The 12,684-nt window shown below is 61.0% G+C and carries 12 protein-coding genes; 2 read left to right on the top strand and 10 right to left on the bottom strand.

Annotated elements, in window-relative coordinates:
* Positions 1–45: 45 nt before the first annotated feature.
* The 7 genes from C0058_RS06385 to C0058_RS06355 form a co-directional block, all read right to left on the bottom strand.
* Complete coding sequence (locus C0058_RS06385) at positions 46–882, bottom strand: peptidoglycan DD-metalloendopeptidase family protein (protein ID WP_032898924.1); 837 nt, start codon at positions 880–882, stop codon at positions 46–48.
* A 210-nt stretch (positions 883–1,092) separates the two neighbouring features.
* Complete coding sequence (locus C0058_RS06380; RefSeq protein WP_010176736.1) at positions 1,093–1,728, bottom strand: protein-L-isoaspartate(D-aspartate) O-methyltransferase; 636 nt, start codon at positions 1,726–1,728, stop codon at positions 1,093–1,095.
* A gap of 41 nt (positions 1,729–1,769) precedes the next feature.
* Positions 1,770–2,519, bottom strand: coding sequence for a 5'/3'-nucleotidase SurE (gene surE / locus C0058_RS06375; protein ID WP_003219278.1), 750 nt, complete (start codon positions 2,517–2,519; stop codon positions 1,770–1,772).
* Positions 2,507–3,565, bottom strand: a complete 1,059-nt coding sequence (gene truD, locus C0058_RS06370; RefSeq protein ID WP_003219280.1) for a tRNA pseudouridine(13) synthase TruD — start codon at positions 3,563–3,565, stop codon at positions 2,507–2,509. The genes surE and truD overlap by 13 nt, the downstream gene beginning before the upstream one ends.
* Positions 3,562–4,035 (bottom strand): 2-C-methyl-D-erythritol 2,4-cyclodiphosphate synthase, encoded by a 474-nt coding sequence (gene ispF / locus C0058_RS06365; RefSeq protein WP_003219282.1) that lies wholly within the window; start codon positions 4,033–4,035, stop codon positions 3,562–3,564. The genes truD and ispF overlap by 4 nt, the downstream gene beginning before the upstream one ends.
* A 54-nt stretch (positions 4,036–4,089) precedes the next feature.
* The gene (gene fghA / locus C0058_RS06360) at positions 4,090–4,935 is read right to left on the bottom strand and encodes an S-formylglutathione hydrolase (RefSeq protein ID WP_003219284.1); all 846 of its coding nucleotides are present in this window, start codon (positions 4,933–4,935) and stop codon (positions 4,090–4,092) included.
* Between the two features lie 8 nt (positions 4,936–4,943).
* Positions 4,944–6,056: an S-(hydroxymethyl)glutathione dehydrogenase/class III alcohol dehydrogenase gene (locus tag C0058_RS06355; protein ID WP_003219285.1), complete on the bottom strand. Its 1,113-nt coding sequence runs from the start codon at positions 6,054–6,056 to the stop codon at positions 4,944–4,946.
* A 109-nt stretch (positions 6,057–6,165) separates the two neighbouring features.
* Between C0058_RS06355 and C0058_RS06350 the strand changes: the two genes are divergently transcribed.
* Positions 6,166–7,062, top strand: a complete 897-nt coding sequence (locus C0058_RS06350) for a LysR substrate-binding domain-containing protein (protein ID WP_102368235.1) — start codon at positions 6,166–6,168, stop codon at positions 7,060–7,062.
* Between the two features lie 69 nt (positions 7,063–7,131).
* Complete coding sequence (locus tag C0058_RS06345; RefSeq protein ID WP_102368234.1) at positions 7,132–10,170, top strand: dermonecrotic toxin domain-containing protein; 3,039 nt, start codon at positions 7,132–7,134, stop codon at positions 10,168–10,170.
* A 3-nt stretch (positions 10,171–10,173) separates the two neighbouring features.
* Here the strand turns inward: C0058_RS06345 and ispD are convergent, their stop codons facing one another.
* From ispD to eno, 3 genes are all read right to left on the bottom strand, one after another.
* Complete coding sequence (ispD, locus tag C0058_RS06340) at positions 10,174–10,884, bottom strand: 2-C-methyl-D-erythritol 4-phosphate cytidylyltransferase (protein WP_003219291.1); 711 nt, start codon at positions 10,882–10,884, stop codon at positions 10,174–10,176.
* Positions 10,881–11,159 carry a cell division protein FtsB gene (ftsB, locus tag C0058_RS06335; RefSeq protein ID WP_003219292.1) on the bottom strand — a complete coding sequence of 93 codons (279 nt, stop codon included), beginning with the start codon at positions 11,157–11,159 and terminating at the stop codon, positions 10,881–10,883. The genes ispD and ftsB overlap by 4 nt, the downstream gene beginning before the upstream one ends.
* Before the next feature lie 171 nt (positions 11,160–11,330).
* Positions 11,331–12,620, bottom strand: coding sequence for a phosphopyruvate hydratase (gene eno / locus C0058_RS06330; RefSeq protein ID WP_102368233.1), 1,290 nt, complete (start codon positions 12,618–12,620; stop codon positions 11,331–11,333).
* Positions 12,621–12,684: the final 64 nt, after the last annotated feature.

Genomic DNA, 12,684 nt, shown 5'->3' with positions numbered 1-12,684 from the left:
GCTGGAGCCTGTTCCTACTACGTGAGGAACAGGCTGTGCAACACATCAACGACGGGGAAGGAATTGCAGCGGATCAACAGGCTTCCCTTGGCGGCGAATCTCAAAGTGCAGTTTCACCCGGTCTGTACCAGTTGACCCCATCTCGGCAATTGTCTGTCCGACTTTGACCTGCTGCCCCTCCCGAACCAACAGCCTGCGGTTGTGACCGTAGGCACTGACGTAGGTATCGCTGTGTTTGATGATGACCAGCTCGCCGTAGCCCCGTAAACCACTCCCGGCGTACACCACTGTCCCATCAGACGCAGCTAAAACAGGCTGTCCCAAATCCCCGGCGATATCAATGCCTTTATTCAAACTACCGTTTGAAGAGAATTTTCCAATAAGGATGCCATTTGAGGGCCATCCCCAGCCGGTCGGTGCGGGCCCCGCCGGCGGCATCGGCGCAGGTGCCGGCTTGCTCGCAACGCTAGGCGCGGCGGTGCCTGCAGGCCGGGTGATGATGGTGGTCTTGCTCGAAGACGACGGCGAAGAAGCCGTGTTTGTGACTACCGCGGTCGGTGTTGAACCGGTTCGTCCATCGAAACGAATGGTCTGACCTGGATGTATCGTGTATGGCACAGGGATGTTGTTACGGGCGGCGAGCGCCTTGTAATCCCAGCCATAACGAAAGGCGATCGAGAACATCGTATCGCCCTTGCGCACGACGTATTGGCCTGTGGTAACGGTAGGTTTCTGCGGTACCGCGTTATTGCGGTCGACCACCCGCGCGCCACCGGATGGCGTGCTTGAACAAGCCGCCAGCAAGGAACTCAAGACAAGGCCAATCACCAGTCGCTGAAAGCTTGTTTGACTCATACGCTGTGCAATGACCGTGAGACTCACCCGCCGCTCCCTTTGTGGTGGCTGACTATGAACGCCTGTATCAGGCTTGAAATATGACGCAAGTATAACTGGCCGTTGGGTTTTTACTGGAAACACGATTCTAAAGAAAATTTCATCATGTTTAACTCCGACGGCTGATCATGTGGACTCAACAGACCCCGCTGTAAGACACATACCCGGCAATAGAATTCAGTACGCAGAAATAATTGATCAGGCCAGCGGACCGTTGAGCAGCGGGACAAAACGCACGGCGCCGAGCACATGCCGGGAAAAGCCCTCTTCCTCGCGAATGATCAACATTAATTGTTGCACTTCGCCGGAGCCCACCGGAATCACCAGGCGCCCGCCGGGAGCCAGTTGATCGAGCAAGGCCTGGGGCACGTCGGTCGCCACCGCGGTGACGATAATGCCGTTGTATGGCGCCAGTGCCGGCCAGCCTTCCCAGCCATCACCCCAACGGAACACCACGTTGCGCAAGTTCAACTCCACCAGGCGTTCCTTGGCCCGGTCTTGCAACACCTTGATGCGCTCCACGGAAAACACCCGCTCCACCAGCTGCGACAACACGGCCGTCTGGTAGCCGGAACCGGTGCCGATTTCCAGCACCTTGTCCAGCGGGCCCGCCGCCAGCAGCAACTCACTCATCCGCGCCACCATATAGGGCTGGGAGATGGTCTGGTTGTGGCCGATGGGCAAGGCTGTGTCTTCATAGGCGCGGTGCGCCAGGGCTTCATCGACAAACAGATGCCGCGGGGTACGCCGGATGACTTCCAGCACCTGGGCATTGGACAGCCCTTCTTCATACAGGCGCTGGATCAATCGCTCGCGGGTGCGCTGGGAGGTCATCCCGATGCCCCGGCGCAGCAGGTCGTCTTGTTCACGAGCCATCAGCGCAGCCCCTCCAGCCAGCCATCGAGGCTACTGAAGGCATCACTGAAGGTGCGATCGAGTTGCAACGGGGTAATCGAGACATAACCTTGCATCACCGCATGAAAGTCCGTGCCCTCGCCACCGTCCTCGGCATCGCCGGCAGCGGCAATCCAGTACCCTTCCCTGCCACGCGGGTCGACCACCTTCAGCGGCGCTGCCGCACGGGCACGGTGGCCGAGGCGGGTCAGCTGGATACCGCGAATGTGGTCCAGGGGCAGATTGGGAATATTGACGTTGAGCACCGTGCGCGGCGGCAGGACCAGGGTGTCATGGGCCTCCACCAGCTTGCGGGCGAAATACGCCGCAGTCGCCAGGTTGTCCAATTGACGGGACGCAAACGAAAAAGCGAACGAGGTCCGACCGAGGAAGCGCCCTTCAAGGGCTGCCGCCACCGTACCGGAATACAGCACGTCGTCACCCAGGTTGGCGCCCAGGTTGATCCCGGAAACCACCAGGTCCGGCTCGCGGTCCAGCAGGCTGTTGATCGCCAGGTGCACGCAGTCGGTCGGCGTGCCATTCACGCTGATAAAGCCGTTGGGCAACGTCTGTGTATGCAACGGACGGTCGAGCGTCAGCGAGCTGCTGGCGCCGCTTTTGTCCTGGTCCGGGGCAACCACCACGCACTCGGCGTAATCCGCCAGCGCAGCATGAAGCGCGGCAAGGCCGGGTGCAGTGACCCCGTCGTCGTTAGATATCAGAATACGCATGGGCTGTCCGTCTGCCCCACCGGCACCAGATCTACAAGCTCGCGCACCAAGACAGTGGCGAAGCATCCAGCCGGCAGGACGAATTCCAATTGCAGAATGTCAGGTTCGGGATAATGCCACGTCAACCCGCCAATGGGCAGTCGAAGAATGCGACGTTCCTGGCTCATGCCGGCATTCACCAGCCAATCCCGCAGTTCGGCTTCACCGTCGGCAATCGCCTGTTCCAGCGCGAAGGTTGCTCCCGCCGCCGGCGAATCACCTTCGCCCCACTGCGGGCCGGTGGGATGCAGGTCGAGGATTGCCAGGCGCGGGTCGCTGCATTCAGCCTCCCCCGCCGGGAAAAAGCTGCGGCTGTCGGTAAACGCCAGCAAGTCACCGACCTGGGCGCGCTGCCAGGAACCGTCGGCCACCCGCGCCGCCAGCACTTTATTGAACAGGAAACTGCGGGCCGTCGAGAGCAGGCGCGAACGCACATTGCGCTGCTCCGGCAAGGCCTTGCGCGCGGCCCAGTCACGGGCATCGACGACGTTGCCGCCGTTATGGCCGAAACGCTGGGCGCCGAAATAGTTGGGAATGCCTTGCCTGGCGATCAGTTGCAGGCGGGCGTCGATGGCCGCCGCATCCCCGGCAAACTGGGTCAGGCGCAAGGTAAAGCCGTTGGCCGAATGCGCGCCGCGCTGCAGCTTGCGCTTGTGACGGCCGGTCTTGAGGATCTTCAGGGTGTCGTTTTCAGCCGCGCTCAGGTCCGGGTCCGCCTTGCCCGGCAACTGCACGCTGAACCACTGGCGTGTCAGCGCCTGGCGGTCCTTGAGCCCGGCGTAGCTGACGGTACGCAACGGCACGCCCGCCGCCTTGGCAATCCGCCGCGCCGCCTCTTCGGTATTCAGGCCGCGCTTTTCCACCCACAACCACAGGTGTTCACCCTCGCCGGTCAGCGGGATATCCAGCACTTCATCCACCTGGAAGTCTTCAGCGGTGGCCTTTAGAACAGCGCTGCCCAAGGCCTCGCCATAGGCACGCGGGCCCAGCAGTTGCAGATCATTCATGCGCGCAGCAACAAGGCAACGGAGTGCACGGCAATGCCCTCTTCGCGACCGGTAAACCCGAGCTTTTCGGTGGTGGTGGCTTTTACGTTCACTTGATCCAACTCAACTTGAAGATCCGCGGCAATCAGCGCGCGCATCGTTTCGATATGCGGGGCCATCTTGGGCGCCTGGGCGACGATGGTGTTGTCGACGTTGCCGACCTTCCAGCCCTTGGCATGGATCAAGCCGACCACGTGACGCAACAGCACACGACTGTCCGCGCCCTTGAAGGTCGGGTCGGTATCCGGAAAGTGCTTGCCGATGTCGCCCAACGCGGCTGCGCCGAGCAAGGCATCGCTCAAGGCATGCAGCACCACGTCGCCGTCGGAATGAGCCAGCAACCCGTGGTGGTGCGCGATCCGCACGCCGCCCAGGGTGATGAAATCGCCTTCGGCGAAACGGTGCACATCATAGCCGTGGCCAATACGCATAAAAAAACGCCCCGATTTAATTCAGGGCGTGATTCTACCTACTTTTGCCTCACATTAACCGAGCAAAGCGCGCGCGTGATGGCGTAAGTGGTCTTCGATGAAGCTGGCGATAAAGAAGTAGCTGTGGTCATAGCCCGGTTGCAGGCGCAGCTCCAGCGGATGGTTCGCCGCCCTGGCCGCCTGTTGCAACGCTTCAGGCTTGAGCTGCACCGCGAGGAAATCGTCGCGGTCGCCCTGGTCCACCAGCAATGGCAGCTTTTCCGAGGCTTCGCTGATCAACACGCAGGCATCCCATTCGCGCCATTTCGAGCGCTCTTCGCCGAGGTAGCGGGAGAATGCCTTCTGGCCCCACGGGCAATCCATCGGGTTGTTGATCGGCGAGAACGCCGACACCGACTGATAACGCCCCGGGTTGCGCAAGGCACACACCAGCGCGCCGTGGCCGCCCATGGAGTGGCCGCTGATCCCGCGTTTGGCCGACGCCGGGAAATGCGCCTCGACCAATGCAGGCAACTCCTGCACCACGTAGTCATGCATCCGATAGTGCTGGGCCCAGGGCTCCTGGGTGGCGTTCAGGTAGAAACCGGCGCCCAGGCCAAAGTCCCAGGCGTTGTCCGGATCACCCGGCACACCGGGGCCGCGCGGGCTGGTGTCCGGCGCAACAATGATCAACCCCAGCTCGGCTGCCATGCGTTGCGCGCCGGCCTTCTGCATGAAGTTCTCATCGGTGCAGGTCAGGCCCGATAGCCAGTACAGCACCGGCAATTTGCCGCCCTGCTCCGCTTGCGGCGGCAGGTACACGGCGAAGGTCATGTCGCAACCCAGCACGTCGGAATGATGCTTGTAGCGTTTATGCCAGCCGCCAAAGCTTTTCTGGCACGACAGGTTTTCCAGACTCATGGCCGACCTCAGAAGTGAATGACGGTGCGGATGCTCTTGCCTTCATGCATCAGGTCAAACGCCTTGTTGATATCTTCCAGGCCCATGGTGTGGGTGATGAACGTATCCAGCGGGATTTCACCGGTCTGGGCCATTTCCACATAGCTTGGCAACTCGCTGCGACCGCGCACGCCGCCGAACGCCGAACCGCGCCAGACGCGGCCGGTGACCAGTTGGAACGGACGGGTAGCAATTTCCTGGCCGGCGCCGGCCACGCCGATGATCACCGACTCGCCCCAACCTTTGTGGCAGCACTCAAGGGCCGCACGCATCAGCTGGACATTGCCGATGCACTCGAAGGAAAAGTCGACGCCGCCGTCGGTCAAATCGACGATCACGTCCTGGATCGGGCGGTCGTAGTCTTTCGGGTTGATGCAGTCGGTGGCACCCAGCTGCCTGGCGATTTCAAACTTGGCCGGGTTGATGTCGATGGCAATGATGCGGCCGGCCTTGGCTTTCACCGCGCCGATCACCGCCGACAGGCCGATGCCGCCCAGGCCGAAGATGGCCACGGTGTCGCCTGGCTTGACCTTGGCGGTGTTGATCACTGCACCGATACCGGTGGTGACACCACAGCCCAGCAGGCAGACTTTTTCCAGCGGCGCTTCTTTGGGAATCTTCGCTACGGAGATTTCCGGCAGCACGGTGTATTCGGAGAAGGTCGAAGTGCCCATGTAGTGGAAAATCGGCTGGCCCTTGTAGGAAAAGCGCGAGGTGCCATCTGGCATCAGGCCTTTACCCTGGGTGGCGCGAATCGCCTGGCAGAGGTTGGTCTTGCCCGACAGGCAGAATTTGCACTTGCCGCATTCCGGGGTGTACAGCGGGATCACGTGGTCGCCCACCGCCACCGAGGTCACGCCTTCGCCGATGGCTTCAACCACGGCGCCGCCTTCGTGGCCGAGGATCGACGGGAAAATGCCTTCCGGGTCCGCGCCCGACAGGGTGTAGGCATCGGTATGGCACACACCGGACGCCACCACCCGCAACAGCACCTCGCCCGCCTTGGGCATGGCCACATCCACTTCAACGATCTCGAGGGGTTTCTTGGCTTCGAAGGCTACGGCCGCGCGGGACTTGATCATCCGGTTTCTCCATCGGGTTAAAAACGTATGGCCGGCAGTGTAAAACATGCTCATCTGATTAATAATCCAGACAAAAGCAAAACATTATTGCTACGCAGGGATAATCAGCATGCTGGAAAACCGCTGGGAGGGCATCGACGAGTTCGTCGCCGTGGCCGAATGCAGCCAATTCACCGCGGCCGCCGAGCGCCTGGGCGTGTCGTCGTCCCATATCAGCCGCCAGGTCGCGCGACTGGAAGAGCGCCTGCAAACACGCTTGCTGTATCGCAGCACGCGCAAGGTGACACTGACCGAAGCCGGCCAGACCTTCCTGCAACATTGCCAGCGATTGCAGGACGGTCGCGAAGAAGCCTTGCGCGCCGTGGGCGACCTGGCCAGCGAGCCCAAGGGAATGTTGCGCATGACCTGCGCAGTGGCTTACGGCGAGCGTTTTATCGTGCCGCTGGTGACGCGGTTCATGGCGCTTTATCCGCAATTGCGCGTGGACGTGGAATTGACCAACCGCCAGCTGGACCTGGTGCACGAAGGCCTGGACCTGGCGATTCGCCTCGGGCGCCTGGCGGATTCGCGCATGGTTGCCAGCCGCCTCGCGCCGCGGCGTATGTACCTGTGCGCGTCACAGTCCTACCTGGCCAGGTACGGGCGGCCACATAGCTTGTCGGAGTTAAGCCGGCATAACTGCCTGATCGGCAGCTCGGATATTTGGCAACTGGCCCAGGACGGGCGCGAATTTTCCCAGCGGGTACAGGGAAACTGGCGCTGCAACAGCGGGCAAGCGGTGCTGGATGCGGCCCTGCAAGGTGTCGGTCTTTGCCAGTTGCCGGACTATTACGTGCTGGAGCATTTGCACAGCGGCGCACTGGTGTCGTTACTCGAAGCCCATCAACCGCCCAACACCGCGGTTTGGGCGCTGTACCCGCAACAACGCCACCTTTCGCCCAAGGTGCGAAAACTGGTGGACTTTCTCAAGGAGGGCCTGGGCAACCATCCCGTCTACCTGAGATAGACTGCTACCGCCCATGCAGCGCCTGAGTGCCGGTAAATAGCCTTTTTTACTGCGTAACCAGGCACCCCCATGATAACCAACGGCCCGCAACTCCAGCGCATCAGTCATTTCGTTCGCAAGGTCCTGGCGGATTTTCCCGTACCTTCGCGAATCGCCGCCCAGTTGATCCGCGAGCGGGTACAGCCCCTCAGCCAGGTCGAGTTCGACCCGGACACCACCCTCCTCGCCACCCTCGAATACAACACCGACAACCCCAACGCGGCCTTCACCGCCGTGGTGATCCAGTCGATGTCGCTGACCGAGGCCATGGTCTGCAATGCGCCCCAGCCCCCGGGCGGCATGCTCAATACCACCGGGTTTTCCACCACTGCACCTTATTTCAATATTGTCAGCGAGCTGCCGCGCTTGATGGATAACCGGATTCCGGCAATGTTCAACGAAGAGTTCATCGTCTCGGGCTGGATCCCGCCAAGGCGTTATGAGGCGCTGTATCTGCAAAGCCAGCCCCAGGTTTACGACCCGAGCACGCAGCTGCAGATTTCACCAAAAACCTTCAGGCTCATCGTTAACTCAAGCCATTTCGAACAAACCTACGACGAGGCGATCGGCAAGTTTTGGAACAACCACCGGGAAAACTACAACACCCTGATGCGCATCGCGTTCACCAAAGCCTATCTGGAACAGTTCCATGAGTTCACCCTGACCGTGGCAGAGAGACAGCTGGCGGCACGGGCGGCGGGAATCGGCATCGACAAGAACCACGACAACCTCACCCTGGAGGATTTCCAGGAGCCCTATCGCCTCGACCCAAACCTGTCCCTGCGGCTATTGCGCGTTCACAACAGCGAATCCACCGACATCCTGACCATCACCGATAACCAAAGCCAGGTGACCCTGCTCTATATCCCGGGCAACTCCTCGCCCTTCCATGGGTTCAATAACCCGGCAGACATGCGCAGTTGGCTGGTGGAAACGGCAAGGGACGCCACTCAACGCAAGACGCTGACCCAACACTTCGACGAGGACGCCATCGACTCCGGCCTGATCTACAGCGGCGTGGAGGAGGCACTGGTGGGGATGGCGGTGTTTCCGAAGCCGGCAACCTCCCCGGGTTTGTTCAACAGCCTGCGGGCCGATAACTACTGGGATCCCGAGCAGTACATCAATAACCCGATGTATCCGGCACTGGGCAGTAACCCGTTTGAGTTCATCGCCCGGCAGATCAGGGTACGCCTTGCAAAAGTAGCGGCGCGAAGCTTTATTTCGCCCCTGGATACGCTCAAGGCCGACACCCTGGATGCCCTGGAAAAAGCCTGCATCCTGGCGGTTCCCGTAGCACTGGCCATGGGCAACGCACTACTGGCGGAATTTTGCTTCCTGACCTCCGGCGCGACTGAAATGGTGGTGGGTGCCGACGACCTGCTGCGCGGCAAACCCCACGCGAAGGAGCGCATTGTATTCGGCGCCCTTAACGCGCTGCCGGTGGTCGCCCATGGCGTGTCCAAGGGGCTCAAGGGCCTCGAAAGCCTGCGCCCCACCCTGGGCCCGGCAGTACGCCAGGATGCGGGCCGGATCAGCGTCAGCGCCATCAACGAAACCTCCATGGCGGCCAACACCGAGACGCGCACCCTGAGCCCACGGATGACTCCCGGCGGCCTGCAGACCATCCGGATTCACGGCGACCTGTACCTGACCTACAAGACCCCCAATGAATCAGGCTTCTTCGAACTGTTCGTAATGGCTCCCAACGCGCCAAACACGCTGCAATCCACCGGCCTGTATGCCATCCAGAGCGCCGACCTGAAGTGGCGCACGGCCGGGCTGGCCGGCGGAGGCGCATTTCGCAATGCCTGGCAAAGGGTCTACACGCTGTTCGGCGGCCCGCAACACTCGACGTTCTACAGTGCCTACGAGATGCCACCCCCCGCACGCGAGACCGTTTCGGAGATGCTCACCGACACCAGTTCGTTTTCGGAAAACCTTGAACCCGTGGGCAGCGGTGCCCAGCCGGTGAAAGACACCCGCAAGTTGTTTTTCGAGAAAAGAACCAAGCTGTCTGAAGATGCCACGATATTCTTTGCCAACTTGTCGTTTTCACCGATGCGGCCCGTGCTTCCAAGGCTCAGCCTGAATGAATCGCAGCCGACCATCATTCAAAAACTGCTGCACGCCAGCGACGGCCTGGTGATCGGCGAAAGCCATGGAGCCCTGTCGAGCAAGGCGTTCCTGATCAACAACATGCCGCTGTTGGCCAGCGAGGGGGTCAAACGCCTCTATTTCGAGCATCTGCTGACGGATGTACACATGCCCTTGCTCAAGGCGTTCTACCGTACCCGAAGCGCGGTGATGCCCGAGGAACTCAAGGGCTTCCTCAACAACATCTACCCGCCGTTGCGCGACCGGCACTACTCGTTCGTCAACATCGTCACCGCAGCCCGTGACGCCGGGATCAAAATCCAGCCGATCGACTGCACTGTCAGCTACATGCTGCGCGACCTGCCCGACACCGCCGACAACTTGCGCCAGCGCATGATGAACTTCTACGCCACCGAGGTGATTCAATGGATCCAGACCACCAAGCCGCGCCCGGGAAAATGGGTCGCACTGGTGGGTGACAGCCATACCAATACCTACAAAGGGATTCCGGGGATCGCCGAACTCACCGGCAGCATCGGCCTGCGGATCGAGGATGCAGCGGCTGGCGGGCACCTCGGCGTCGAAGTGGACACGGGACGCACCGCCAGCCTGGGCATCGGCAAGGGTGAGGGAACGGTCAAGGCCAACCTGGTCCTGCGGGTGGACCGCGCCAGCTTGCAACGCCCGGCGCAACCGGCGCCCGCCCCCTCCCAGCCCCAGGCCAGGACGCCACAGACGCTGCTGACCAAGCCAGGCCAGTTCATGCTGACACCGGCCACCGTCACGACACCGGCACACCTTCACTACCGTTCACGGCGAGGCGACGTACGCCATTTCAGGATCGATCAACAGGGCAGCCGATACGCCATCAGCGCGCCCGGTTGGGCCGTGGACGGCAAACCGTTCGACAGCATTCAGGCGCTGGTGGATGAGTTCAAGACCCCGGCCGGGGTTGAACAGATGACGGTGTGAGCGTCAGGAAGACTGGAAAGTCCGACGCTGGCGCAGCCATTCAAGGTCTTCCGGGCGCGTGACCTTGAGGTTGTCGGAACGGCCTTCGATCAGGCGAGGCGCATGCCCGGCCCATTCCATGGCCGAGGCTTCGTCGGTGATGACCACGTCCGAGACCAGGCTGTCGGCCAAGGCCCGGTGCAGCGCGCCAAGGTGGAACATCTGCGGGGTGTAGGCCTGCCAGATCGGCGTGCGATCAACCGTTTCCAACACGCGCCCGTGCTTGTCGGCGCGCTTGAGGGTGTCCCGCGCCGGCACGGCCAGCAGCCCGCCCACGCTGTCGTCGGCCAGTTCAAAGAGCAACTTGTCCAGGTCATCGCGGCTGAGGTTCGGCCGGGCGGCGTCATGCACCAGCACCCAATCGTCATCGCTCGCGCCCTGGCCGTGCAGGTAAAGCAAGGCATTGAGGACCGAACCCGAGCGCTCTTCGCCGCCGTCAACGCGCACAATGCGTGGGTCGGTGGCGCAAGCCAGGGTCGGCCAGTAAGGGTCATCCATCGCAACGCTGACCACCAGCCCCTTGAGGCCCGGATGATCGAGGAAACAGCCAAGGCTGTGTTCGAGAATAGTGCGCCCACCCAATTGCAAGTACTGCTTGGGACGGTCCGCGGCCATACGGGCACCCACGCCCGCGGCAGGAATCACGGCCCAGAAGGCCGGTGACGAAATGCTCATTGGGCCAACTGGTAGAGGGTTTCGCCCTCCTTGACCATGCCCAACTCATGGCGAGCCCGCTCTTCAACGGTCTCCATGCCTTTCTTCAATTCAAGTACTTCGGCATCGAGCACGCGATTGCGCTCCAGCAACACCTCGTTTTCGGCGTGCTGTGCGGCAATTTGCTGGGTCAGTTCGGTGACCTGCGCCAAGCTGCCATTCCCCACCCAAAGGCGGTACTGCAGGCCAGCCAGCAGCAAGAGCAAGACGAGGAACAACCAATTGGGACTGCGCATCGAATATCGGGTATCCAGTGAAAAAAGACAGCCATGCAAAACTTTTGCAGCAACTGATAGCACGAAGCCTGGAAAAACCAGGCTTGTGCTTGTTAGTCATGAGATTAGCGCCGAAATTCACGCTGCCGTGATTTTTCCGACGTAATCCGCTGACCTTTTACCATTTAACAATCAGCCGCGAAACTCGCTGCGACCGTTGTACTTGGCTTTGCCGCCCAGTTGCTCTTCGATACGCAGCAATTGGTTGTACTTGGAAACGCGATCGGAACGGCACAGGGAACCGGTCTTGATCTGCCCAGCCGAAGTGCCCACGGCCAGGTCGGCAATGGTCGAGTCTTCGGTTTCGCCGGAGCGGTGGGAGATCACGGCGGTGTAGCCCGCAGCCTTGGCCATCTGGATGGCTTCCAGGGTTTCGGTCAGGGTGCCGATCTGGTTGAACTTGATCAGGATCGAGTTGGCGATCTTTTTGTCGATGCCTTCTTTCAGGATCTCGGTGTTGGTCACGAACAGGTCGTCGCCCACCAGCTGGATCTTCTCGCCGATCTTGTCGGTGAGCACTTTCCAGCCAGCCCAGTCGGACTCGTCCAGGCCGTCTTCGATCGAGATGATCGGGTAGCGCTCGGTCAGGCCCTTGAGGTAGTCAGCAAAACCTTCCGAGGTGAACACGTGGCCTTCGCCGGACAGGTTGTACTTGCCGTCTTCGTAGAATTCGCTGGCCGCGCAGTCCAGGGCCAGGGTCACGTCGGTGCCCAGCTTGTAGCCAGCGTTGGCCACGGCTTCGGAGATCACTTTCAGTGCGTCTTCGTTGGACGCCAGGTTCGGCGCGAAACCACCTTCGTCACCCACTGCAGTGCTCAGGCCACGGGCCTTCAGCACAGCCTTGAGGTGATGGAAAATCTCGGTGCCCATGCGCAGGCCTTCGGAGAAGGTCTTGGCGCCAACCGGCTGCACCATGAATTCCTGGATGTCGACGTTGTTATCAGCGTGCTCGCCACCGTTGATGATGTTCATCATCGGAACCGGCATCGAGTAGACACCCGGAGTGCCGTTCAGGTTGGCGATGTGGGCGTACAGCGGCAGGTCCTGGTCCTGTGCAGCGGCCTTGGCAGCGGCCAGGGACACGGCGAGGATGGCGTTGGCGCCCAGGCTGCCTTTGTTTTCGGTACCGTCGAGCTTGATCATCGCGTGATCGAGGGCTTTCTGGTCAAGTGGATCCTTGCCCAGCAGCAGGTCGCGGATCGGGCCATTGATGTTGGCCACCGCCTTGAGTACGCCCTTGCCCAGGTAACGGCTCTTGTCGCCATCACGCAGTTCCAGTGCTTCGCGGGAACCTGTGGAAGCACCGGACGGCGCGCAGGCGCTGCCGATGATGCCGTTATCGAGAAGCACGTCGGCTTCGACGGTAGGGTTGCCACGGGAGTCGAGAACTTCACGACCTTTGATGTCGACGATTTTTGCCATTGTTGTAAACACTCCAAAGTTGACGAAAACGACGCAGCTGAAGGAAATCTTTTGACCGACCGCA

This window comes from Pseudomonas sp. NC02, assembly GCF_002874965.1.
GTDB lineage: Bacteria > Pseudomonadota > Gammaproteobacteria > Pseudomonadales > Pseudomonadaceae > Aquipseudomonas.
The sequence above is the reverse complement of the archived record's forward strand: the minus strand, read 5'-3'. Positions and strand labels throughout refer to the sequence as shown.